This is a genomic window from Pseudarthrobacter albicanus, assembly GCF_018224015.1.
Classification (GTDB): Bacteria; Actinomycetota; Actinomycetes; order Actinomycetales; family Micrococcaceae; genus Arthrobacter; species Arthrobacter albicanus.
The window spans coordinates 13,303-37,235 of sequence record NZ_JAGPOT010000001.1; the positions used below are offsets into that span (position 1 = coordinate 13,303).

Genomic DNA, 23,933 nt, shown 5'->3' on the forward strand with positions numbered 1-23,933 from the left:
GGCAGCTCATATCGGATAGTGTCAAGAGCATGGCTAGACCCAATACCCAGGAACAGCGCCGCTCCGAACTTGTGGAGGCCGCTCTCAAGGAAGCCTCGACCCAAGGCCTGCGCTCACTGTCCCTGACAGATGTTGCCAAAAGGGCCGGGCTGACCAGGGGGGCTTTGCTCTACTATTTCGACGACTTGGATGCACTCCTTGTGGAGGCCCACCGTGCCGGCACTGAGCGGTTCTGCGACTACCGCGACAATGTGGTCGCAGAACTCGAAACGCCCGCAGAAAAACTTCGGGCAGCCATTTCCGCGGGTCTGCCCAGCGGCCCGGACGACGCACTCATGCGGCTCCTCTACGAGTTCGACTTCATGGCCGGACAATCTGAACTGCACGACACCCTGGTCCAGCAGATGTACCTGCGGCAAACAGCCACCTACCGCGCAATATTTGAAGAGGGCAATGCGTCGGGCGCTTTCGCCATCTCCACCGATCTCGGCCAGGCCACCATGAACATGGTTGCCCTTGAGGACGCCTACAGCCTGCACATTGTGGCCGGGAACAGACTGGTCACCGTCGAGATGGCATGCGGGGCCATGCTCGCCTTCGCGGAGCAGATCGGCTGCCGGCCTTTGTCCTGACCCTGAGAGCTGGTCCGCAGCAGGACCGATTCGCCCATCAAAGCACGAAATCCCAATGAGTGCGGAACATGGTCGACATCATCCGGAATCCTTACCGAAGGAGTTCGGGTCCTGGCTCTAGGTGTGATCTGGTTTGTCGCGCCGTTCGTGTGTCTCTCCATACGGGACGTCGCGGCTGACGGCAACGGTGTATTTGGTGAAGTCGTGTTGGGTCACCAGGATGCTGTGCCGCCTGTCCCGCATCGCGCGGCAGCCGTCGCGGGGCCAGACGCATGCTTCCAGGACGGCAATACGTCAAGCCCAACCCAGAAATTTGCCGAAAGCGTGTGGTTTCCGTGTGGTTGACCAGACGCGAGGCACTAAAAGGGCCCTCCAACCTAACGTTTCCGCAGGTCGGAGGGCCTTCACGGTGGAGCTAAGGAGATTCGAACTCCTGACCTCTTCGATGCGAACGAAGCGCTCTACCAACTGAGCTATAGCCCCAAAGCAACGCCGGTCCTGAAGGAACGGCGTTGCCGGTATCCCTAGGCTACAAACTATCTGCGTTCTTTGCCAGCCAGACACGGAATGTCTCGGTTCCGTGGCGCTCTTCAGGCGCCAGGTTCAGGCCCGCACGCAAGTATTTGCCCATGGCGCCCGGCACCGGCAGCCGCACGGGGCGGCCGCGCGAACCGCTGGCCTGCTTCCAGTCCAGCGCCAGCTCCCCCATCTCCGCGATCTCCGGTCCCCCGACGGTCCGGACACGGTGCCGCACGCCCGAGGGCGCCGCCAGGGCCGTTTCCAGCAGGGCCGCGGCGACGTCCGAGGGCGAGATGGGCTGGAACCGGGCACCCTTCAGCACGGGGATGATCCCCAGCGGCGAGCCGGCGGCGAAGATGCCCGCCAGCAGGGAGTGGAACTGCGTGGCCCGGACCGCGATTGTTTCCAGCCCGGACCGCTCGTAGGCCTGCTCCTTGGCCGCCCTCGTCCGGTAGTAGCCGAAGCTGCTCCGGTCAGAGTTGATGATGGACAGCACCACCGCCCTCGCCACCCCGGCGTCCTGGGCGGCGGCGAGAAGCCGGGCCCCGCCGTCGGCGAAATTCCTCAGGGCCTTCCCTGACCGCGCCTCAAGGCAGTCGATGACGACGCCGGCGCCGGCCAGGGCTGCCGCCAGCCCTTCCCCCGTCGAGACGTCGCCCCGGAAGTACTCCGCGCCGTCGTGGTGGCCGGCGTCCCCGGCCGGCGGCGGATGACGGCTGACGGCGGCGACCGCATGTCCTCCGGCAACAGCCCGGCGCACCACCTCCCGCCCCACCTGGCCCGTGCCGCCGGCAACGCAGATTCGGGTCATGACCCGAGCTTGCCGGAGTCCGGGTCAGGCGCGGCGGCGCTGGAGGACATCGTCCAGGTTGCTCAAAGCGCTCTGGCCCTTGCCGGGCTGCGCGTCGGACACCGCCGGGGCCTCGGCGGCAAGCGCCCGTCCCGCGCCCTGCGAGAGTCCCTGCTTGAGCGAGGGCTTCCCGACGGCTTTGGGGGCTTCCGGAAGATCGAGCGGTCCGGGGGCCGCACGCTCGGCCTTGGGCGCTTCAACGTAGGTTGGCTTGGGGACTTCCACCGGCTCCCAGCTGGACCCTGCCGGGGACAGCCGTACGGAGGTGTCGCCGGACGCCGCGGCTTCGGCCATGGCGGCCTGCCGCAGCTCCTGGGCGGTCAGCGCCTGCGGAGCGGCTATCGGGGCGACTTCCGGGGCGCCGGCGCCTGACTCGGCGTCGAAAAGCGGGCTCTCGGGCCGTTTCACTGGCTCGCGGACTTCCGGCGCGTGGACGCCGGGGGCGCGGGCCGGAGCGGACTGCGGCGCCCGCGACTGCAGCGACGGGCTTGCCCCGGGGGCACCCATCGCCGCCCGGAACGCCACCTCCACCTTGCGTCGTCGGTCCCGCACGGCCAGTCGGCGGAGCAGCACGACGGCGCCGGCAGCGCCCAGGAGCGCCACGGCCGGCAGCCAGGCGGTGCCGATACCCAAAATAAGAAGGGCCGCAGAAAGGACGCCGGTGAGCAGGGACAGCACGCCTGCCAGGGCCACGGCCAGGCGCCCGTAGCGGATCCTGAACGCCGGGCCGGCTGCCGGACGCTGCGGCCCCCCGCCGACGTCGGCCGTGCGCTTGACGGATGCGGTGCGCTGGGTGCTGGTCATCGGATTCTCCTGCTGGGCCGTCATCTTCATGACCCTCCCGGCTAGGGGGTCTGCGGGTTCTAGCTCAATGACATCCGCCAGGAACTCGCCCGCAGGCTGCAGCTGGTAGCGCCCGTTCCGCAGAACGTAGGGCGCCACCCACACAATCCAGAGCGCAACAGCAATGACAAGGATCACAGAGCTGCTAAGAGGGAAGTCCACAATCAAAACGGTACGAGCAACACCGGGAACGGCGCCGCATTATCCGCGGTGTGTCGTGGGGTGAGTGACAAACGACTGGATTTACGCCGGAACGCCGGGTGGGGAACCCCCCGGCAATCAGGCCTGGCGGCTTCGAAGCCACCGTGCGAGGAGCCCCTCCGGGACTTCCTCCGAGGTCAGCGCAAAGGTGCGGTGATCGGCCCATTCGCCGTTGATGTGCAGGAACCGCGGACGGTATCCCTCATCCCGGAATCCGAGTTTCTCCACCACGCGCAGGCTGGGTCCGTTTTCCGGCCTGATGTTGATCTCCATCCGGTGCAGGCCCAGGGTGCCGAAGCAGTAGTCCGTTGCCATCGCCACGGCCGTGGGCGCGATGCCCTGGCCGGCCCGGTCCCTGGCCACCCAGTAGCCCAGGGTTGCCGTCATCGCCGAACCCCACACGATCGATGAGACCGTCAACTGGCCCACGATCACAGGATCCTGGAAACCCGGCGTCCAGGCCGTGATGACGAAGGGCAGGGCCGTGGCCTGGGCGGCCTGGACCTTGAGGGAGCGCACCATCTGCCGGTAGTCGGGCAGACCGCCGCCTGGTGCGGGGTTCGATGCTTCCCAGGGTGCCAGCCACTCGCTGTTCCGCGAGCGGAGCGCCGTCCACTCCCTGCGGTCCCGGTACCGGATCGGGCGCAGCACGATGTCGCCGCTCTCCAGCGTCACCGGCCATTTGAAGTCGCCCCCCACGGGAATTACTTGGTCAGGCTGGGAGTCAGGCTGGCGGCGAAGCCTGGCAGCCATTCGCGCAGGCCGGGACCGAGATCGTCGCTGTCGCATGCAAGCTGGACACAGGCCTTCAGGTAGCTGAGCTTGTCGCCGGTGTCGTAGCGGCGGCCGCGGAAGACAACGCCATACACTCCGTAGCCCTCGCCTTCGCCGGACGCCAGTTCCTGCAGCGCGTCCGTGAGTTGGATTTCCCCGCCACGTCCGGGCGCGGTGCGTTCCAGCACTTCAAACACGGCCGGGTGCAGGACATAGCGGCCGATCACGGCCAGGTTCGACGGCGCGTCCGCGGCGTCGGGCTTCTCCACAAGGTGCTTGACGCGGACATAGTCCGCACCGTCGACGACGTCGATGTCGGCGCAGCCGTAGGCGCTGATCTGGGACGGCTCGACTTCGATCAGGGCGATGACCGATCCGCCGGTCTTGGCCTGGACCTCGATCATGGTGCTGAGCAGTTCATCGCGGGCGTCGATCAGGTCATCGCCGAGGAGGACGGCAAATGGTTCGTAGCCCACGTGCTGTTTCGCCCGGAGGACTGCATGGCCAAGGCCCATGGGATCGCCCTGGCGCACGTAGTGGATGTCACCGAGGTTGCTGGCGGCCTGGATGGACTCCAGCTTCGCAGTGTCGCCCTTGGCTTCAAGCGAGGCTTCGAGCGAAGGGACGCGGTCAAAGTGGTCCTCCAGCGCGCGCTTGTTGCGGCCGGTGATCATCAGGATGTCGCTCAGGCCGACATTGACGGCTTCCTCCACGACGTACTGGATGGCCGGCTTGTCGACGACGGGCAGCATTTCCTTCGGCATGGCCTTGGTGGCCGGAAGGAACCTGGTACCGAGGCCCGCCGCGGGGATGACGGCCTTGCGGACGGAAGCGTTGGGTGTAGTCACTCGACTAATCTAACGGAGGTACCAAACATTCGGTAATCATTCCGGCCCCTTGGAAGTCCCCTTCCCGGGCTGCAGCAGGCGGAGGGACAGGACATCATGGCGTCAAAGGAAGACATCCGGTCCGGCCACAGGCTCGGGCGTGCCAGGCTCTCCGCGGCAGCGCGGGAAGCTGCCGCGGCGGCCATCGCCCGCCACGGGCTGGACTGGGCAGCCGGACTCGCCGGCGGCCGGCCGGGCACGTTTGCCGCCTACCTCGGCGTGGGTTCCGAACCGCCGACCCTTCCCCTGCTGGCGGCCCTGCACGGCGCCGGACACCGGGTGCTGCTTCCGGTCTGCGAGCCGGCACTCGAGCTCAGCTGGGTGTACTGGACCCCGGAGTCCGGGTTTGTCCGCAGCCGCTACGCCCCCATCCAGGAACCCGTCGGAGAACGCCACAGGACTGCGGCGGTGCGGCACGCCGCCGGCATCTTCCTGCCGGCCACCGCAGTCGATCTCTCCGGCAACAGGATCGGCCAGGGCGGCGGCTATTACGACAAGTTCCTGGCCGCGCTCCAGGACGCCGCTGGCTTGCACCCGCACGACGCCGCCCCGGTGCCGACGGCCGCCGTCGTCTACGACACCGAGGTACTGCCTGCCGGCAGCATTCCGGCCGAGTCGTTCGACCGGAAGGTGTCCGCCGCCCTGACGCCGGGCGGGGTGTTCCGGCTTGGTCAGGCCGCGTAGCCGGGGTGATAGAATTAGCACTCAGGCCCTGCGACTGCTAAGTGACGGAACCTGTCGATAGAGATATCGGCGGTGATCCTGACTGGACAGCACCGGACCTGCTCGTTTGTCCCTGAGGAGGATTTCCAGTGCCCACGTACGCATACGCCTGCAAGGACTGCAGCCACGCCTTCGAGATCGTGCAGTCATTCACCGACAATTCCCTGACGGCCTGCCCCGAGTGCCGCGGCACCCTGCGCAAGAAGTTCAACAGCGTCGGCGTGGTGTTCAAGGGTTCCGGCTTCTACCGTACCGACTCCCGTGACGCCAAGGGCAGCAACGTGCCGGCCGCGCCGGCGGCCGCCGCAGCACCCGCGCCCGTTGCGGCGCCTGCCGCCGCTGCCGCCAGCTAGGACCTTTTCCCGCGCGGCTTCCGCCGGCCGCGGCCGCTGCCGCCGATGAGGTTTTCCACATAGCCGTTCCGGCGGCTGCTGCCGGCCCCCGACGGCTGGGTAGCGTGGCGGCATGCCTATACTCCCCTGCCCCGTTGGCAACCCTGCTGCATTCCTTGGCCCTGCCGCGCTTCCTGGCCCTGCCGCGCTCCGTGGGACGGCCTTCCGTGCCGCTCTTCCGGATGGACGCCCCGCCCGGCCCTGGCAGCACCCAGGGGGCCGGGCGCGCACCCGGAAACCAGGCCGCCGCCAACCAGGCCGCCGTCCGCCGGGCCGCCGCCTGGCCGGCTGGCTGAACCGCAACCGCAGGCTGGCGGTGGCCCTTCTGCTGTGCGTCGCCGCGTCCCTGGCGGTGCACCAACTCACGCCGGCGCCTGCGGCGACCGTGGCCGCGTTGGCCGCCGTCAGCGATCTTCCGGCCGGCAAGACCCTCGCACCCGAAGACGTAGTGGCCCTGGATGTGCCGGCCGGCCTCGTGCCCGGCGGGAGTTTCAGCACCCCGGCGGCGGTCCAGGGCAAGCAGTTGGCAGTGGCACTCCGCAAGGGCCAGCTGCTGTCCGACGCCCAGCTCCTGGGACCTGGCCTGCTGGCAGGAAGCCCGCCCGGTTCGGCGGCCGTACCGCTCCGGCTGGCAGACCCGGACTCCATCCAACTGCTCTCCCCCGGACAGCTGGTCAACGTGGTGATGACAAGCGGCAGCGGCTTCGAACAGCCGGCAGCGTCCCAGGTCCTGGCCGCTGCGGTCCCCGTGCTGTGGACCTCCGCGCAGGGCGGGAAGGCAGGCCCGTGGCCGGCGAGCGGCGGGGCGGAGGGCCTGATTGTCGTGGCAGCCGACCCCGGGCAGGCGCTCCGGCTTGCCGGCGCCTCCACCTTGGGCAAGCTGTTCTTCGTGCTCGTGGGAACCACCCCGGACTAGCGGCCCAGCCTCAGCGGCCCGGCGTCGCTGTCGCCGGGGTCCCGGAACGCAGCAGCCTAGCCCCAGTGCGGAGGCTTCTGCTCCTGAAGCCACGAGTCGTGGTCGTAGCTGTTCGGCTGGTCGCCCCAGCGGCGCGGATCGTCCTCGGCCGCCTTGTTCGGGAGCACTCCGGCAACCGAGGCATGAACTGCCTGCCGGGGTGCGTCCTCGGCCGGCACGCGCCGTTCCCGTACGTCATTCCCGTCGTCAGTGTGCCCGCCGTCGCCGTTGTGGCTGCTGCTGTTGTGGACTTCGCCGTCTGCACCCATGCCCTCGGCCTCCTTATCGCGTGCTGCTGTTCCTTGCTGCGCTGTTCCTTGCTGCGCTGTTCGTTGCTGCTCCGCGCTTGCCAGCCACGTCGACGGCGTCTGCTCCGACCATTCCGGTGCGGACGGTTCCTGCCCGGAATATATCCCGGCCTCAGGACCGTCTACCTGGCGCGCGGCCAGGTTCTCGACGTCGTCCTCGAAGAATCCCGGCGAGGTGCGCATCCGCCGCGGGACCTCCGGATTTTCCAGCCCGAGATACCCGCCGATCCGGTCGGCGCAGGCCGAAGGGTCGGTGAACACCTCTATGGTCCATAGTGGCATATAGCGCCAGCCGAGACGCTCCAGCACCTGCGGCCGGAGCCTGCTGCGTTCGCGCACGGTCATCCGCCGGTACTGCTCGGTGCCGTCAGACTCGATGGCGACGGGCCGGGGAATTTCCGCGTCGTCCTGGCCGATGGTGCTCAGCGGGTCGGCGGCCGCCACCATGTTCAGCGCGCCGTCGTATTGGTGCCAGACCCTCGCCCCGCGGGCGCGGAGCCTGTCGCCCAGGTCGGCCACCAGCGGATCGGCGCCGAGCGCCTGCTCGCTGGCGGCGGCCCGGGAGGCGGGGCTGCCCAGATCGGAATTCCCCGCGATCTCACGGTCAATCAGTTCGTAGAAGTCCACCGCCCCGTGGCTGAGTCGGGTGACGTCCAGGTCCTCGGGGCGGAAGCAGCTGAGCACGTGCAGGGACCGCCGCGAACGCGTCATCGCCAGGGCGAACTTGGCGCGTCCGCCTTCCGCGGAGAGCGGGCCCAGGTTGTGGAGCGCGCGCCCGTGCGGAGTGCGGCCATATCCCGGCGAGAAGATCACGTGGTCGCGGACCAGGCCCTGCGCCCGCTCGAGGTCCACCACCCGGAACGATTCGTCGCCGGCGGTGAAGAAGCCCGCCAGCTGCGGGTAGTTGGGCAGCTGCAGCCGGATGGATTCGCCGATCCGGGCCGCATGCCGCAGGCTGCCCGTGACCACTGCCAGTGACGTCCTGGGCCGGAGACTGGCGTGTTCGAAGACCAGCTCCACCGCGCGGTTGACTTCGGCGACAACCGATTCGACGCCGTCGTGGTCCGCGCTGGGCAGTCCCGTGCCGTCCGGCAGGTACTCGACCGTCAGGGCACGGTCCAGGCCGGTGGCGGACTGCCCCTCCGGGAGCCGGCGGAGCTCGCCGTCGTAGAAGCCCTTGCTGAGCTGCCGCACGAGGTCCTCGTCCACCGCCCGGTACACGGTGCGCAGGTTCCACACGGGCAGCACGGCAGAGAGCGCCCGGTAGGCGCTTTCCACGCCCTGGTGGGAGGTCTCCCCCGCGGCGAGCCGCTCCACCCCGACGGTGAAAGTCCGGGGACTGGCGATCCGGTCATCACCGAAGGCAATGACCTGCCTGGCGCGGGCGATTGCCGGCAGGACGGCCTGCAGCGAGGTGGCCTCGGCGTCCAGGATGACGACGGCGTCGAACGTCTGCTCCACCGGGAGCAGGCCGGTCATGAGGTAGGGGCTGGCCGACCACACGGGCACGAGCATGGGCAGCAGCTCCGAGGCCTGGCCGGTCAGGGCTGCGAGGGTCACCCTGCCGTCCTTCAGCAGGCTGCGCAGGAGGTCGGCCTGCCGCGGGTGCTCCGCGATGGCCGCGCCCCAGCGTTCGGTCAGCTTCCAGCGCAGCCGGGCCGCGCCGCTGGCGATGTGGGCGTTGTCCGCGAGGCGGTACTCCGCTTCGAGCTGGCGCAGTGCGTCGCCGTCGGACATGGCGAGGTAGCCGTCGCCGCTGATCATGGCTTCCAGCGCCGACTGCCACCAGGCCAGCTCGAGTTCGGCCGCCACCGACTCCGCCGGGACCTCCCGCTCGGCCAGGTCGGCGAGGAGCTCGCCCAGGCCGTGCTCGCGCATGTTCTCCACGAGCAGTGTCCGCTCGGGCAGGGTCTCCAGCGTGCCGGTATCGGCAACCAGCCGGCCCAGCCGTTCCATCAGTTGGTCGTAGCCGGTGCTGTGCAGCCCGCCGCCGTCCGCGGTGAATTTGACCGCCTGCCCCAGCTCGGCCAGTTCCGACTCCAGCTCGCGGTACAGGGCGGTGATTTCGGCGAGACCGGAGGGGACGGCCGGGTGGCGCTGCGTGGTGGCGTAGCCGGACCAGGCGGCGCGCTGCTCCTGGACCAGGACCAGGGAGCTGTGGAGATCCGCGATGTGCACGCCCGGCCGGACGTATTCCTTGGCCACGCGGCGGAGGCGGGAGCGCTGCATCGACGGCATCTCGATGTTCCGTTCGCGGCGCCAGGCGGAGGCCGCGGTGGCGGAAATGAGGTCGTGGACCGGGCGGTCAAAGATGTCCGGGGTGAACTTGTCGAGGCTTTCGCGGACCGCAACCAGGAGGTCGATCTGCTCGCCCCATTCGGCGAAGGTGTTGCCCAGGCGGATCTCGGCATGTTCGGCGACGCCGTTCATGCGCCCGCGCAGCAGCGGCAGTTTCTCCGCCACCGAGCGGGCCACCTGCTGGGCCTCCTCGGTTTCCTTGCGGGTCAGGAGCCTCGCCCCGTGCCAGGGGCTCGTGGTCGACGCACGGCTGAAGCTGCCCAGTTCGGCGGCCCGGCGGAGCCGCCCGGCCAGTTCCTCACGGTCCCGGATGTTGTCCAGCACGCTGCGCTTGAGCCGGACGGTGGTGGCGGGGGCGGGCTGGATGGAGGTCAGCGCGGCCAGGGACTGCATGGCCTCGTACGGGGAGCAGCCCCAGCGCTGGCGGACGTTGTGGAGCGATGCCACGTGGTCCATCAGGGCGTGGCGGTGTCCGGTCAGGGTGGTGTGCAGGTTCGCCAGCTGGGGCTGGAGGGACTTCTCGTTGCGCACGATGGCACGGACCAGCTGGCCCTTGAGCTGCAGCGGGGTCGCGTGGCCGGAGAGCTGCAGCAGAACGGATTCGAGTCCGAGCGTGTCCAGCTGGCCGCCGAGCTCGGCGAGGCTGGCGCGCCGGTCCGCGACCACCAGGACGGTCTTTCCTTCATCGACGAGCGCGCCGATGGTGTTGATGGCCGTCTGGGTCTGGCCCGTGCCCGGCGGGCTGCTGACCACGAGCGAGTCCCCCGCGCGGACGGCATCGACCACGTACTGCTGCTCCGCATCGGCGTCGAGCAGCAGCAGCTCGTCGGCCGGGTCCCGCTCGTCGGTGCTGGGGAAACGGCCGGCCGCAAGTTCCGGCACGTCCACGGGGCCGCCGGCGGCGGCCGCCAGCCTGGTCACGAGCGCGTTGTTGGGGTTGATCCACGGGTCATCCAGGTTTCCGGACAGGTCGGCGAAGGTGGAGACGAGCAGGTTGTGCTCGACCTCGGCGCCGTGGATCGGCTGGATGAGCGTACCGAGCCGGTCCAGGACCGGGCCCGGATCATACCGTGCGGTGCTGTACGCCATCCGGGTCACGGCATTGACGTCGAAGACGATCCCATGGACGAATTTGAGGTGGCGGACCAGGGCGGGGTTGATCTGTGCCTGTTCCGTCAGCTGCAGTTCATAGTCGTCCTCGCCGGGACGGACCGTGAGTGAAATCGCGGCGAGCATCACCGGGGCGGAGATCCGCTGCGGCTTGCCCCCGACGGCGGACGTCCAGACGACGGTGCCGGCCGAGAAGTATCCTGCGTCAATGCCGCGGTCGTTGGCGAGTTCGAAGATCTTGGACCGCAGGTTGCGGGAGGCCCGGGCCGCGACGACGTACTGCTGCCGGTCACGGATCAGGGTGGAGAGCCTGGTCCGCCGGCCGGCCATCAGCTGGGCGAGCCCGGAGGGGTGGGCGTGGGTCAGCTCAATGGAGCCCTCGGGCGTCTTGGTGAACCGCAGCATCGTATCTGCCCCGGTGACGGGCTTAAGCCCTGTCAGCCATTTCCTGAGCTCCTCGGAGTCCTCGGGGTGGCCTTGACCAACTGACACTGCTGCCTTCTTTTCTCTGCTCGCGTTTTCTCTGCCTGCGTTTATTCTGCCTGCGTGTTTTCTGTCTGCGTTTTCTGTTCTCGCGCGGGACGCCTTGGACCATACGGGCATGCATCCGAGAGTAGCCCGAATCCGGCGCCGGTGAGACACCGCAACACTGGCGCGGGGCAAATTGAACCCGAATTCGAAGATACTCCACGGCAGCGGGAGGGCCGGCCTCAAAGGAGGCCGGCCCTTCACAACGCTATTCCCACTCGATGGTTCCCGGCGGCTTGCTGGTCACGTCCAGCACCACTCTGTTGACCCCGTCCACCTCGTTGGTGATCCGGTTGGAAATCCTGGCCAGCAGATCGTACGGCAGCCGCGACCAGTCGGCCGTCATGGCATCCTCGGAGGACACGGGCCGCAGCACGATCGGGTGGCCGTAGGTGCGGCCGTCGCCCATGACGCCGACGCTGCGGACATCCGCCAGCAGCACCACCGGCATCTGCCACACCTCGTCGTCCAGACCGGCGGCGGTCAGTTCCGCGCGGGCAATCGCATCCGCCTTGCGCAGCAGATCCAGCCGCTCCTTGGTGACCTCGCCGACGATCCGGATGCCGAGGCCGGGCCCGGGGAACGGCTGGCGCCCGACGATCTCCTGCGGCAGGCCAAGCTCTGCGCCGACGGCGCGGACCTCGTCCTTGAACAGGGCCCGCAGGGGCTCGACGAGTTCGAACTGCAGGTCCTCCGGCAGGCCGCCCACGTTGTGGTGGCTCTTGATGTTGGCCGCACCTTCGCCGCCGCCAGATTCGACGACGTCGGGGTACAGCGTGCCCTGGACGAGGAACTTGATCTTCTCGCCGTGCGCGGCCGCCTCGGCGATGATGGCCTGTTCGGCCTCCTCGAAGGCGCGGATGAATTCGCGGCCGATGATCTTGCGCTTGGTTTCCGGGTCGCTGACGCCGGCGAGTGCCGCCTGGAAGCGCTCCTGCTCGTTGGCGACGTAGAGCTTGACGCCCGTCGCGGCGACGAAGTCGCGTTCCACCTGCTCGGCTTCGCCTTCGCGCAGCAGGCCGTGGTCCACGAAGACACAGGTCAGCTGCTCGCCGACGGCGCGCTGGACGAGGGCTGCAGCGACGGCGGAATCAACACCGCCGGAGAGTCCGCAGATCACCCGGTCCCCGCCGATCTGTTCACGGATCCGCCCGATCTGCTCCTCGAGGATGTTGCCCGCGGTCCAGTTCGGTTCGAGCCCGGCACCCTTGAACAGGAAGTTCTCCAGGACCTCCTGGCCGTAGGCCGAGTGCTTGACCTCGGGGTGCCACTGAACGCCGTAGAGGCGCTTTTCCTCGTTGGCGAAGGCGGCGACGTCGGCGCCCGCCGTCGTCGCGAGGACCTCGAAACCCTCAGGGGCATCGTGGACGGAGTCGCCGTGGCTCATCCAGGTGCTCTGGTGCTGGGGCATGCCTTCCAGGACCGAGCGGCCTTCGCCGAGGATGGTGGTCTCGGTGGCGCCGTATTCGCGGAGTCCGGTCCGCGCCACCGTGCCGCCCAGGGCGTTGGCCATGGCCTGGAAACCGTAGCAGATGCCGAAGACCGGGATCCCGGTCTCGAACAGGTCCGCGCCCACGCTCGGTGCGCCGTCGGCGTACACGCTGGCGGGGCCGCCGGAGAGGATGATGGCGGCGGGGTTCTTGGCCAGCAGCTGCTCGGTGCTGTAGGTATGCGGAACGACTTCCGAATACACATTCGCTTCCCGGACGCGGCGGGCAATCAGCTGCGCGTACTGGGCACCGTAGTCAACAACCAGGACGGGCTTGTGGGACGTCTGGGATGCAGTGGGAGTAGTCACCCTCCCAGCGTACTTTGCGCCGCCGCCCGGCCGCACCTCGGGACGCGGAAGCGGGCCCGTATTCCGGCCCCGGGTAAGCGAACTCACGTCAGGGGCGCGCCGCCCCGGCAAGGTCGGACCGGCCGCGGGCAGATCAGGGCGGATCGGGCGCCCCGAAGCGCCCTGATCTGCACTTTGGTGTCCGACGGCGTCCGGCGCCTTGGGACTGAAAGCTCAGTAGCGCTGCGGCGCCTGCGGGTTCGCGGCGAGTTCGGCCTCGACCTGGGCGTGGAACTTTTTCTCGACGAAGAAGGACAGGAACGGAACGACGCCGCCGAGCGCCATCGTGATGAGCTTGGCGAACGGCCAGCGCATGAGGGACCACAGGCGGAAGTTGGAAATGAGGTACACGACGTACATCCAGCCGTGCACGATCAGGATCGTGACGGAGAGGTTCAGCCCGCCGATGACCCCGGCCGGCTCGGCGTCGCCGAATCCGAAGCCGTGGGGCTGGCCGGTGACGGCGTTGGTGCCGCCGGCGAAGAGGTACTGGCCGAAGCCGTACCGGGTGATCAGCTCGGCACACAGCAGGAGCAGCATGGAGCCCGTCAGGTAGGCCAGGACCTTGTAGAACTTCAGAGCGGAGAGGATCTGGGCCCCGGTACCGCCGAAGCGGCGTTTCTTACCCGGCGCGGTTCCCGTTCCGTTGGCGGGCTGCGGCTGGACGGCCGGCTGGGGCTCGATCATGATTGCACCTTCGGGTCTGTTGGGTTGCGATTGCTGGAATTCGTGCCGGCAGGTTCTCCGGCGGCCGCCGCCTCTTCGGCGTCGAGGGCGTCCTCAAGGGTGCGGCGGTAGTCATCCTTCACGAGGCGCCACCAGATGAACAGCGCGAAGCCGGCGAAAACAACCCATTCCACGGAATAGAAGAGGTTCAGCCAGTTGACCTTCTGCGCAGGGGGCTGGGGCCCCACCCGAAGGGGTTTGATCTCTCCGGCGGACGCAGCCGCGCCGACCTCGGCACTGCCGGCCCGTTCGGAGGCCGCTGCAACGAAGCCGGGGTAGCTGGTGACGTCCCAGACGTTGATCAGTTCCGCCACGGAGGCCGCGCTGGCACGTCCGGGCCCGGGATCGGTCTTCGGCAGGGGTGCTTCGGAGGGCAGCAGCCTTCCCGTCAGTTCAATGGTGCCCGACGGCGGCGCCGCGGCGTCCGCCGGATCCGCTACCCAGCCCCGCGCCACCGGGATCCAGGTCTGGGCGGAGGCGCCCGAGCCGGTGAGGACCGGGGCGTCCTTCACGGCGAAGGCGGAGACTACCCAGTAGCCTTTCGCGCCGTCGTCGAAGCGGTCCGGGACGAGGACCTGTTTCTGCGGATCGTAGCTGCCGGTGGCGGAGACCATCTGGTCGGCGACCGAACCATGGAAGAAGTCACCCGGCTGCAGGACCGTGGTGAGCGGTTTGACCTCCTCGGTCGTGGTGCTGGCCGGAGCCTCCGCCTGGGTTGAGCGGCCGAACTGCCACTGGCTCAGCAGCACGAAGACCCCTGAAATGGCGATCGCAAACACAAGTCCTGCGATCCAGCGGGGTTTCAGGGCGGTTTTCAGCACCCCTTAACCGTACTTCGTCGGCGTGTAGAACAACGAAACGGGCCCTGCTGCCCCAATCTTCAGTGGTCGAAGAAGACCAGGCTTGAATTGATCAGTTCGGCGATCACTTCGGCGTCGTAGGCCCGGCGGAGCGACTCGCGGAACGATTCCTTGGACAGCGAGCGGGCCAGCGTGGCGAGCACCTCAAGGTGGTCGGAGAAGGAGCTGGCAGGGGTCGCGATCAGCAGGATGACCGTGGCCGGGCCGTCGGCGGCGCCGAAGTCGAGGGACCGGCCATACTTCGTGACGCCCACGGCGATCGACGTCCGCGAAACGAGTTCGCTGCGGGCGTGGGGCAGCCCGATCCCGCCCGGGAGCCCGGTGGCGAGCTGATGCTCGCGGGAGCTGACCTGCCGGAGGAATCCCTCCAGATCGGAGATCCGGCCCGCGGCATACATCCGTTCCGCGAGCTGGGCCGTGGCGTCGAGTTTGTCGGTAGCGTCAAGCTCCAGGATCACCATCTCGGGGGTGGTGAGTTCGGCGTCATACCGGTCCAGTGGTTCCGCCAAGTGGTGTCCCTTCGAAGTGGCATCGGTGCAGTCCCGCAGCAGGCAGAGGATCAGCGCAACAGGCCGGCACAGCCGGTCAACGCAACGGAACGATGTCCTCCACGCCCAGCCGTGCGGCGTCGGCGGATTCGTCGTCCGGCTGCTGCTGGCTCAGCCGTTCGGCGTCGACCCGTGCCAGATAGTGCTTGATTTCGCCCTCGCGCTGCGCCTCGCTCCAGCCGAGAACATCCCCCATCAGTTTAGCCACGACGGGGGCAGCGGACACACCCCGGTCCCATGCCTCGATCGAAATCCGGGTACGGCGGGTCAGCACATCCTGCACGTGGCGGGCGCCCTCGTGCGAGGCGGCGTACACGGCCTCGGCCCCGAGGTAGTCATCGGCGCCCGGCAACGGTTCTCCCAGTTCGGGGTTTGCGGTGATGAGGGCCAGCACTTCAGGGGTCATGGAGCCGTAGCGGTTGAGCAGGTGTTCGATCCGCGCCACGTGGACGCCGGTCTCGTCGGCCATCCGGTTCCGCCTGTTCCAGGCGGCCTTGAAGCCGCTGGCACCGAGCAGCGGGATGGACTCGGTGCAGCTGGGCGGGACGCGCTCGTCCATGCTGCGGGTCGCCTCGTCCACGGCATCCTTGGCCATCACCCGGTAGGTGGTCCATTTGCCGCCGGCCACGACGACGAGCCCCGGCACCGGATGCGCCACGACGTGCTCGCGGGAGAGCTTCGCCGTCGATTCGCTCTCGCCCGCCAGCAGCGGACGCAGGCCGGCGTAGACCCCTTCGACGTCCTCGCGGGTGAGCGGGCGCTTGAGGACCTTGTTCACATGCTCCAGGAGGTAATCGATGTCCTTGCTGGACGCCGCCGGGTGGGCCTTGTCCAGGTGCCAGTCGGTATCGGTGGTGCCGATGATCCAGTGCCGGCCCCAGGGAATGACGAACAGCACGGACTTCTCGGTCCGCAGGATCAGCCCCACGGTCGACTGGAAGCGGTCCCGTGGCACCACGAGGTGGATTCCCTTCGAGGCGCGCACCTTGAGCTGGCCGCGGTCCGTCACCATGGCCTGGGTCTCGTCGGTCCAGACGCCGGTGGCGTTGATGACCTGCTTGGCCCGGATCTTGAAGGTCGAGCCGTCCTCGTGGTTGACCACCTTGGCCCCGACGACGCGTTCGCCTTCCCGCAGGAAGTCCACCACGGACATCTGGTTCACCGCGTGGGCGCCGTAGTGCGCCGCGGTGCGGACCAGGTTGGCGACGTATTTGGCGTCATCGACCTGGCCGTCGTAGTACCGGATGGACCCGACGAAGGCGTCGTCCTTGAGGCTCGGCGCGGCACGCAGGGTCCCGCGGCGGCTCAGGTGCTTGTGGAAAGGCACCCCGCGACTGTGCCCGCCGGTGATGGACATGACGTCGTACAAGGCGATGCCGGCGCCCACATAGGGGCGCTCGAGGAAGGGTTTGGTCAGGGGGTACAGGAACGGGACCGGCCGGGCGAGGTGCGGGGCGAGGACCGAGAGGATCAGGCCGCGCTCGTGGAGGGCCTCCTTGACCAGGCCAAAGTCGAGCATCTCCAGGTAGCGCAGGCCGCCGTGGATCAGCTTCGAGGACCGCGAGGAGGTGCCCGCGGCCCAGTCGTTGGCCTCCACGATCCCGACGCTCAGTCCCCGGGTGATCGCGTCCAGGGCCGAGCCGGCGCCGACGATGCCGCCGCCCACGATCAGGATGTCGAGTTCCTTGCCCGGTTCCGTCGTGCCCTTGAGGACCGCGATTGAAGCTTCACGTTCCGCGGGCCCCAGGGCACCACCGGCCATGGGAGAACCGCCGGGAAAACTGTCCATGTCACGCCTCCATCCGGATCAAACCTCGTAGGGCACCAGACTACGTCCAAGTGCCCCGGATGGGCAGGGGGTTCAGTTGCCTGCGTACGGCGACACGACGACGTCGACGCGCTGGAATTCCTTCAGGTCCGAGTAGCCGGTGGTCGCCATCGAACGGCGCAGCGCACCGATCAGGTTGGACGTGCCGTTCGTGTTGTGGCCCGGCCCGAAGAGCACCTCTTCGAGCGGCCCCACGGTGCCGACGTTGACCCGGTCACCGCGGGGAAGTTCGAGGTGATGCGCTTCCTGGCCCCAGTGCCAGCCCTTGCCGGGGGCCTCCTCGGCCCGGGCCAGGGCGCTGCCCAGCATCACGGCGTCGGCGCCCATCGCGATGGCCTTGACGATGTCACCGGAGGCGCCCATGCCGCCGTCGGCGATGACGTGGACGTAGCGTCCGCCGGACTCGTCCATGTAGTCGCGGCGGGCGGCGGCGACGTCGGAGATCGAGGAGGCCATCGGCGAGTGGATGCCCAGGGCGCGGCGGGTGGTGGTGGTCGCTCCCCCGCCGAAGCCGACCAGGACGCCTGCGGCGCCGGTGCGCATGAGGTGCAGCGCCGGGGTGTAGCTCGCCGCCCCGCCGACAATCACGGGGACGTCGAGTTCGTAGATGAACTGCTTGAGGTTCAGCGGTTCGTGGTCCTTCGAGACGTGCTCGGCGGAGACTGTGGTTCCGCGGATCACGAAGATGTCGACGCCGGCGGCAACCACGGTCTTGTAGTGTTCCTGGGTCCGCTGCGGGGTCAGCGAGCCGGCCACGGTGACGCCGGCGGCGCGGATCTCGGCCAGCCGTGAGGTGATCAGCCCGGGCTGGATGGGTGCCTGGTAGAGGTCCTGCATCCGGCGGGTGACGGCCGGGCTGTTGGTCTCATCCGCGAGGCCCGCGATCTCGTCCAGGACGGACTGCGGATCCTCATACCTGGTCCACAGGCCCTCAAGGTCGAGCACACCGAGCCCGCCGAGGCGGCCCAGGGCGATGACGGTTTCCGGCGACATTGCCGAATCCATCGGCGCCGCGATCACCGGCATGTCGAACTGGTAGGCATCAATCTGCCACGAGACGGATACGTCCTTGGGGTCACGCGTACGTCGGTTGGGGACGATCGCAATGTCATCCAGGGAGTAGGCACGACGCCCACGCTTGCCACGGCCAATCTCAATCTCGTAAGTCACTGCTCTAGGTTATCCCAGCCGGGGGGCCTGATCCCGATGGCCCGCCCGACTGCCCCGCAATGCCCTTGCCCCGGGCCGGCCGCATCCTCTGCCAGCCGGGGGCAGGCCACACCCAATTGCCGCATCGGGCCGGAATACGACGCCGTTTAGCGGCCATCTCCGGAAAATCGCCGCCCACTGGCCCGCGGGACCGGCGGCTTTCTCCGCTACCCGCGCGGACGATAGGATCCAGAGTTGAACGTTCAAATAATACGCAGCGGGTAGGGAGACCATCTTCATGAGCGGCAACACGGCAAAACAGGCGCGGCAGGAAGCGGCGGCCCGGCTCGAAGGCGTCAAAGCGGCGCAGGCCCGGCAATCACGGAAGCGCAAGCTGCTCTGGGCCGGCGGCGGCACCGTGGCCGTGGCGCTGGTGGGATCCCTGGTCGCGGTCGCGCTGATCAATGATCCGCCCCCGCCCCCGGCAGCGAGCATCCAGATCGCCGGGCTTCAGACGTTCGAGAACCTGACCGCCAACCATGTGTCCACCCCGGTGACGTATCCGCAGTCCCCGGCCGTCGGCGGAGACCATGCCAGCGCCTGGCTTAACTGCGGCGTCTACTCCCAGCCGGTTCCGGCCGAGAACGCGGTCCACGCGCTGGAGCACGGCGCGGTCTGGGTGACCTATGACCCGGCCGCCGTCTCCGGGGCCGAGGTTGAGAACCTGCGGAAGGCGCTGCCCGGCACCTACACCGTCCTCTCACCGCTGGCAGGCACCGCCGCACCGATCATGCTGTCCGCCTGGGGCGCCCAGGTCGGCGTGGACTCCCCCGCCGACGAGCGGATCAAGGCTTTCGTCTCCAAGTTCTGGCAGTCATCGAATGCCCCCGAACCCGGTGCCGCCTGCACGGGAGGCATCAACGCGCCCGGCCGCATCGCGTGAGCGCAGAGGCTGCCGCCGCCGGTACGGCCGGGAGCCGGGTGCGGCGGCCGCTGGCCGTCCTCGCCGCCGTCGTGCTCGCTATCCTCGCCGGCTGGGCCCTGGGCCGCCTGAGCGCACCGGCCTCTGCTTTCCCCCCTGGGGGCACCGTCGAGGCCGGCTTCGCCCGGGACATGCAGGTCCATCACCTGCAGGCGGTGGAAATGAGCATGCTCGTCCGGGACCGCACGGACGACCCGGACATCCGCCGGCTCGCGTATGACATCGCCCGGTCGCAGCAGCAGCAGGCCGGACAAATGTTCGGCTGGCTCTCCGTCTGGGGGCTGCCGCAGGCGTCCACCGCGCCCGCCATGGCGTGGATGACCGACGGCGGCGGCCCCTCCGCGCACGACGGCGGCCACGCTGCGCACGGCAGCGGCGCGGACGCCTCCACGCCCACAACGGAAACCCTGATGCCCGGCATGGCCACCCCTGCGGAACTGGCGGCTCTCGAAGCCTCCACCGGCGCGGCGGCCGAACGCCTCTACCTGGAGCTGATGATCCGGCACCACCAGGCCGGGGTGGCCATGGCCAGGGCCGTCCTGGACCGCAGCGACAACGTGGCCGTGACGTCCCTGGCGCGGTCGGTCGTCACCGCCCAGCAGTCGGAAATCGACTACATGTTCGAGCTCCTCACGGCCCGGTAGGCGGGACAGCGGGAAGATCCCGGCCAGATAACCCTCTTTCGGGCATTGCACCGCGGCCGCTGATCAGCCCTTGCGGAGCCGCCAGTGACCGCCGGGCCTCAGCGGGCCGGCGGGCCGGTGGTCCCGCACCGCCACCGGCCCGCCGCGGAGCCTTCCGTCAGTGGAACTTGTTCGGGAAGGCGCCGATGATGCCGGTGCTGAGCTCGTCCGCCATCATCATCATGTGGGCCTCCGCCTGGTCGTAGGCGGCAATGCCGTGGGCGTAGTTCCCGGCCAGTTCGTCGCTGCCGTACACGATGGTCTGGTCAATATGCCCCTTCATCATGTCCCGCATGTGCTCCTGCGGCCAGAACCTGGGGTTGGCTTTGGCGAGGAAGTCGGCGATCTCCTGGGCGTTCGCATGGACGGCGGTGGTTGCCGATTTGAGGGCTGCTGGGTCATTGGCTTTCGCCGCCTGGAACAGCGCCACGAAGTCGGTGATATGTGCTTTCAGCAGGGTGGTCAGCTGGTCGCTGGCAGCGCTGCCGTAGAAGGGCTTGATGGCGTTGCCGATGTCCGCCTGGTTCTGCAGCAGCCGCGAGGCGGTGGTGGGGAAGCCGGCGGAACCGGACGCGAAGTCGACGACGGCGAGCCGCGTCCACTCCATGTGCTGCGCCCACAGCCTGCGCATGCCCTGGCGGACGGCAGCCTGCGCAGCGGGAATCCTGCCGGAATTGGCGTCAGCGCCGGCGGAGTGCCCGTGGGCCAGGGCACCGGCGGGCACCTCCTGGGCGCCGGCGGCCGGCTGCAGGCCCTGCGCCGGCGAGTAGGCGATGAACAGACCGGCCAGCAAGGCCAGCACCGCCAGCGGCAAGGAGCTCCAGAGGCGTCGCGGACGAGAAGCGAAGTAGCTCATGACATGTCTTCCTGTCTTACCGTGCGGAAACGCCGGCGCCTCCGGGGTGGCCCGCGAATGGCTGGCACTGCTCCGGGATGCCGGTTGGGCGAAGACGTCCATGGCTACTTAGTGGCCGCCCGGCGCCGGATCTTACCGGAGGCGGACCGCGGCACCGTGCGGGGAACCGGGGCCCGGGCTGCAGGAAATGCGTTCAACTTTTCCGGTAAGACGGCGGCTGCCCGATGACACTCACCAGTTATGAGAAACCATCATGCGGTGCCCCCGGCTTCCTGCCCGGACGACGGGGTAATCCACCACCCGGAACCCGGCGGCCGGAACAGTACCGTCGATTGGCGCCGGAAGCTGCTGCGGTCGGCAGGCTTTCCTGATAGGCTCGCGCATCTGCTGGCAGGAACACCCGGGGCTGACATTCATGCACTGCTCAATCTGGTGGACCGGGGTTGCCCGCCGGAACTGGCGGCCCGAATCCTCGGACCGTTCCCTGACCCTGGCTGGCGGGAGTGATCCGATGGCTTTCCTGGACGGCCCCGAGCTGGCGGATGCGGACCCGGTGCGGACGGAACGCGTCCGCGACGATTGGGTGGAGCTGCTCAGCTCGCCGGGACCCGGCCGCGACGACGCCCTGGCCAGGCTGCACGGACTCCTCCTCAAGGCCGCCCGCCACCAGGTGTCGCAGATGTTTGCCAGGCTGCCCGCCATCGGCCAGGCTCGCCGGGAAGATATTGTCAACCAGGCGGCGGACGAAGCCATGGTCGCAGTGCTGGGCAAGCTGTCCAGCTTCCAGGGCCGGAGCCAGTTCACCACCTGGGCGTACAAATTCGGCATCCTGCACGCCGCCGTCGAGGTCCGCCGCAATCTGTGGCACAACCGCGAGGTGCCGCTGGAATCGATGCCCGAGCCGGCCGCCGTCGGGACCTCCCCCGAGCAGCTGGCCGAGGCAGCCGACTTCTCCAACGCTGTCAGCGCCGCCATCGACCAGGTGCTGACCAAGCATCAGCGCAGGGTCGTGTTGGCGCTTCTCGTTGACGACGTTCCTTTTGATGTCCTCGCAGACAGGCTGGGCACCACGCGCAATGCCCTGTACAAGACGCTCCACGATGCCCGGGGGCGGCTCCGCACGCACCTGACGGTTGCCGGTTATCTGGTGCCAACCCGCGCGGAGGAGGTGATCCCATGACGAAACCGCACCGCGCTTTGACGGATCAGGCAGCCGAGCGGTTGACCCTGGCCGCCGAGCCGTGGCTTTCGTGCGATGACTGCTTCGAGCAGATTGATGCGTATGTCGAGCGGTTGCTGGCCGGCAGTTCCGCGCCCATGCCGGCGATGCGCGCCCACCTGATCGGGTGTGCCGCCTGCGGCGAGGAGGCCCGGTCCCTGCTGCTCCTCGTAGCGGAGGATGAGGGCCTTGATCCGGGCCCCGGGCTGCGCCGCCTCACGGCCGGGTAGCAAGTAACGAGCCCCCGGTAGGCACGGGGCCCGGACTGCCGGCACCGCGGCGCCGCTGCCGGAGCCGGCGGACCTGGATCCACAGCTCGCCCACTTACCGGGAGCCGCATAACCGCCGGCGTCACTCGGCGCTGATGTCTCCGGTCTCCACGACGCTAAGCTGCGATTCGAACATCCGGAAATACCGGCCCCGCAACGCCACGAGCTCCCTGTGCGTGCCCTGTTCCACGACCCTGCCGTCCTCGAGCATGTAGACCACGTCGGCTTTCTCGATCGTGGCCAGCCGGTGGCTGATGGCGATGATCGTGCTGCTGCGGTCGGCGAAGAGCCGGGTGAAGATCCGGTGTTCGGCCAGGGCGTCGATGGCCGAGGTTGGCTCGTCCATGACCATGAAAGAGGCGTTCCGGTAGAAGTTCCGGGCCATGGCGAGCCGCTGCCACTGGCCGCCGGAGAGGCCGCTGCCCTTCCGGCCGCGCGGGTCCTCCATCCAGTTGCTGACGTGGTTGTCCAGTCCGTTCGGCAGCCTGGTGAGGAAGTCCAGGGCCTCCGCGTCACCGGCGGACCCGCGGATCCGGGCGTCATCCCGCGGCGCATCGACGTCGCCGAAGAAAATGTTCTCCGCGGCGGTGGCGAATTCATACTTGAGGAACTCCTGGCTGAGCACCGCCAGATGCCGGTGCCAGGATTTGACGTCGACGGCGGCGAGGTCGACGCCGTCGAGCAGCACCTGCCCGGAATCCGGCCTGTAGAGCCCGGCCAGGATCCGGATCAGCGTGGACTTGCCAGCGCCGTTCTCCCCCACGATGGCGATGTGCTGGCCTTCCCGGATGGTCAGGGAAATGCCTTTGATGACCTCGAGTTCGCTGCCGGTGTAGGTGAACCGGATGTCCCGCAGTTCGACGGTCGTCGGGGCCTGCAGCAGCGGCGGGGCATGCTCCGCAGGGACAGGGAGGGCCATGAACAGTTCGTAGTCCTTGAGGTTCGCCAGGTCCTCGTCGATCGAGCTGAGCGAGGAGACCAGGCTGTTCGCGGTGGACAGGGCGCGGCTGACGATCTGCTGGACGTAGAGGAACTGCCCGACGGGCTGGGCCCGGGCGATGATCTGGCCCACCACCCAGATCAGGGACACCACCTCCGCGCCGTACTGCAGGGCATCGGCGGCCAGTTGCTTGGGGATGTAGCGCTTCTGGAAGTCCAGCCGGCGTTTCTCGTCGGCGTCCCGCAGCCGGGAGCGCAGCCCCATCAGGTGGCCGACGATCCCGTACAGGCGCATCTCGGCAATGTGCTGCGGTCGCAGCAGGTTGGTTTCGATCATGCGGCGCTGCCGGCGCGAATCGACCTGGGTGTTCCAGTGCGCGATTTGCTCGCGGGACAGCCTGAACTGCAGGTAGACGCTGGGGACGATCGCGACCAGGACGATCACCGCGATCCACCAGCTGACCAGCAGCAGCGCACCGATGGCCAGGATCACCGAGACCAGCTGGGTGAAGATCGCGGCGATGCGGTCCAGCACCCGGGCGTAGGAATCGGAGAAGCGCTTGGCCCGGTCGTAGAGGTCGACGGTCTCTTTATCGTCGTACCGCCAGAACTCGAGGGCCAGGAAACGCTCGTACATCAGGTCGCCCACGATCGCGCCGACCCGGAAGCTCATGAGCTGCTGGATGTAGCGGTCCACGCTGCTGAAGGCGCCCCAGAACAGCCCCAGCGCGGCGGTGATGACGACGTACAGGATCGCCTGCCGGCCCGCCGCGGCGTCGCCCGCATACGCCGCCGCCAACGAGGTCGTGGTGAGCGCGGCGAAGTAGGTGGTGACGAGCGGCAGCACGGCCGAGATCAGCGACCCGGCGACCTTCATGACGACGGCGGAGGGCGAGGCCCGGAAACTGACCCGGAGCACCTGCGCCACGGCCCGCGCGTACGGCCTCAGCGCAAGCTTGCGCCGGGGCTCGCGCGCGGGCAGGGGTTCGGACATGGTTTCAGCCTAGTCCCGGCGGG

22 protein-coding genes and 1 tRNA gene are annotated in these 23,933 nt (G+C 68.5%); 9 read left to right on the forward strand and 14 right to left on the reverse strand.

From position 1 onward, the window contains the following. Positions 1-29: 29 nt before the first annotated feature. On the forward strand, positions 30-632 hold the full coding sequence (locus J9611_RS00060; protein WP_211876565.1) for a TetR/AcrR family transcriptional regulator: 603 nt from the start codon (positions 30-32) through the stop codon (positions 630-632). 410 nt (positions 633-1,042) lie between these two features. On the opposite strand, the gene J9611_RS00065 is transcribed toward J9611_RS00060, so the two are convergent. The 5 genes from J9611_RS00065 to galU form a co-directional block, all read right to left on the reverse strand. Beyond that, positions 1,043-1,115: transfer RNA gene (locus tag J9611_RS00065), tRNA-Ala, on the reverse strand. 46 nt (positions 1,116-1,161) lie between these two features. After that, entirely contained in the window at positions 1,162-1,962 is an 801-nt protein-coding gene (locus tag J9611_RS00070) for an SDR family oxidoreductase (RefSeq protein WP_211876566.1), read from the reverse strand. Between the two features lie 24 nt (positions 1,963-1,986). Continuing rightward, positions 1,987-2,982, reverse strand: coding sequence for a hypothetical protein (locus J9611_RS00075; protein WP_211876568.1), 996 nt, complete (start codon positions 2,980-2,982; stop codon positions 1,987-1,989). A 141-nt stretch (positions 2,983-3,123) separates the two neighbouring features. Beyond that, positions 3,124-3,798 (reverse strand): GNAT family N-acetyltransferase, encoded by a 675-nt coding sequence (locus J9611_RS00080; protein WP_211876570.1) that lies wholly within the window; start codon positions 3,796-3,798, stop codon positions 3,124-3,126. Continuing rightward, entirely contained in the window at positions 3,750-4,667 is a 918-nt protein-coding gene (galU, locus tag J9611_RS00085; RefSeq protein WP_211876572.1) for a UTP--glucose-1-phosphate uridylyltransferase GalU, read from the reverse strand. Before galU ends, J9611_RS00080 begins: the two co-directional genes overlap by 49 nt. A 96-nt stretch (positions 4,668-4,763) precedes the next feature. Between galU and J9611_RS00090 the strand changes: the two genes are divergently transcribed. From J9611_RS00090 to J9611_RS00100, 4 genes are all read left to right on the forward strand, one after another. Beyond that, a complete protein-coding gene (locus J9611_RS00090; RefSeq protein WP_211876573.1) occupies positions 4,764-5,390 on the forward strand; it encodes a 5-formyltetrahydrofolate cyclo-ligase in 627 nt (208 codons plus the stop codon). 128 nt (positions 5,391-5,518) lie between these two features. Continuing rightward, positions 5,519-5,782: an FmdB family zinc ribbon protein gene (locus tag J9611_RS00095; RefSeq protein ID WP_211876574.1), complete on the forward strand. Its 264-nt coding sequence runs from the start codon at positions 5,519-5,521 to the stop codon at positions 5,780-5,782. Between the two features lie 134 nt (positions 5,783-5,916). Further along, positions 5,917-6,117, forward strand: a complete 201-nt coding sequence (locus J9611_RS21640) for a hypothetical protein (RefSeq protein WP_246527189.1) — start codon at positions 5,917-5,919, stop codon at positions 6,115-6,117. A 20-nt stretch (positions 6,118-6,137) separates the two neighbouring features. Then, positions 6,138-6,737: an RcpC/CpaB family pilus assembly protein gene (locus J9611_RS00100; protein ID WP_307856981.1), complete on the forward strand. Its 600-nt coding sequence runs from the start codon at positions 6,138-6,140 to the stop codon at positions 6,735-6,737. 56 nt (positions 6,738-6,793) lie between these two features. Here J9611_RS00100 and J9611_RS00105 read toward each other — a convergent pair whose 3' ends face one another. The 7 genes from J9611_RS00105 to J9611_RS00135 all read right to left on the reverse strand — a co-directional run bounded on the left by J9611_RS00105 (position 6,794) and on the right by J9611_RS00135 (position 17,989). Then, the gene (locus J9611_RS00105; RefSeq protein ID WP_211876576.1) at positions 6,794-10,984 is read right to left on the reverse strand and encodes an AAA family ATPase; all 4,191 of its coding nucleotides are present in this window, start codon (positions 10,982-10,984) and stop codon (positions 6,794-6,796) included. A gap of 244 nt (positions 10,985-11,228) precedes the next feature. After that, on the reverse strand, positions 11,229-12,818 hold the full coding sequence (gene guaA / locus J9611_RS00110; RefSeq protein ID WP_211876577.1) for a glutamine-hydrolyzing GMP synthase: 1,590 nt from the start codon (positions 12,816-12,818) through the stop codon (positions 11,229-11,231). 213 nt (positions 12,819-13,031) lie between these two features. Beyond that, a complete protein-coding gene (locus tag J9611_RS00115; protein WP_211876578.1) occupies positions 13,032-13,544 on the reverse strand; it encodes a DUF3817 domain-containing protein in 513 nt (170 codons plus the stop codon). Continuing rightward, a complete protein-coding gene (locus J9611_RS00120) occupies positions 13,541-14,404 on the reverse strand; it encodes an SURF1 family protein (RefSeq protein ID WP_211876579.1) in 864 nt (287 codons plus the stop codon). Before J9611_RS00120 ends, J9611_RS00115 begins: the two co-directional genes overlap by 4 nt. Before the next feature lie 59 nt (positions 14,405-14,463). After that, positions 14,464-14,952: a PTS sugar transporter subunit IIA gene (locus J9611_RS00125; protein ID WP_211876580.1), complete on the reverse strand. Its 489-nt coding sequence runs from the start codon at positions 14,950-14,952 to the stop codon at positions 14,464-14,466. A 76-nt stretch (positions 14,953-15,028) separates the two neighbouring features. Continuing rightward, entirely contained in the window at positions 15,029-16,780 is a 1,752-nt protein-coding gene (locus J9611_RS00130; protein WP_211876581.1) for a glycerol-3-phosphate dehydrogenase/oxidase, read from the reverse strand. A 72-nt stretch (positions 16,781-16,852) separates the two neighbouring features. Then, positions 16,853-17,989, reverse strand: a complete 1,137-nt coding sequence (locus J9611_RS00135; protein ID WP_211876582.1) for a GuaB3 family IMP dehydrogenase-related protein — start codon at positions 17,987-17,989, stop codon at positions 16,853-16,855. 277 nt (positions 17,990-18,266) lie between these two features. On the opposite strand from J9611_RS00135, the gene J9611_RS00140 reads away from it, so the two are divergent. Then, a complete protein-coding gene (locus tag J9611_RS00140; RefSeq protein ID WP_211876583.1) occupies positions 18,267-18,911 on the forward strand; it encodes a thioredoxin-like domain-containing protein in 645 nt (214 codons plus the stop codon). Further along, a complete protein-coding gene (locus J9611_RS00145; protein WP_307856982.1) occupies positions 18,908-19,594 on the forward strand; it encodes a DUF305 domain-containing protein in 687 nt (228 codons plus the stop codon). Before J9611_RS00140 ends, J9611_RS00145 begins: the two co-directional genes overlap by 4 nt. Positions 19,595-19,751: 157 nt before the next feature. Here the strand turns inward: J9611_RS00145 and J9611_RS00150 are convergent, their stop codons facing one another. After that, positions 19,752-20,489 carry a hypothetical protein gene (locus J9611_RS00150; RefSeq protein WP_211876584.1) on the reverse strand — a complete coding sequence of 246 codons (738 nt, stop codon included), beginning with the start codon at positions 20,487-20,489 and terminating at the stop codon, positions 19,752-19,754. A gap of 415 nt (positions 20,490-20,904) precedes the next feature. Here J9611_RS00150 and J9611_RS00155 point away from each other — a divergent pair, with 415 nt between their 5' ends. Then, positions 20,905-21,669, forward strand: a complete 765-nt coding sequence (locus J9611_RS00155) for an RNA polymerase sigma factor (RefSeq protein WP_246527165.1) — start codon at positions 20,905-20,907, stop codon at positions 21,667-21,669. Then, positions 21,666-21,938, forward strand: a complete 273-nt coding sequence (locus J9611_RS00160) for a hypothetical protein (RefSeq protein ID WP_211876586.1) — start codon at positions 21,666-21,668, stop codon at positions 21,936-21,938. Before J9611_RS00155 ends, J9611_RS00160 begins: the two co-directional genes overlap by 4 nt. Before the next feature lie 121 nt (positions 21,939-22,059). Here the strand turns inward: J9611_RS00160 and J9611_RS00165 are convergent, their stop codons facing one another. Beyond that, a complete protein-coding gene (locus J9611_RS00165) occupies positions 22,060-23,910 on the reverse strand; it encodes an ABC transporter ATP-binding protein (protein WP_211876588.1) in 1,851 nt (616 codons plus the stop codon). Between the last annotated feature and the right edge of the window lie 23 nt (positions 23,911-23,933).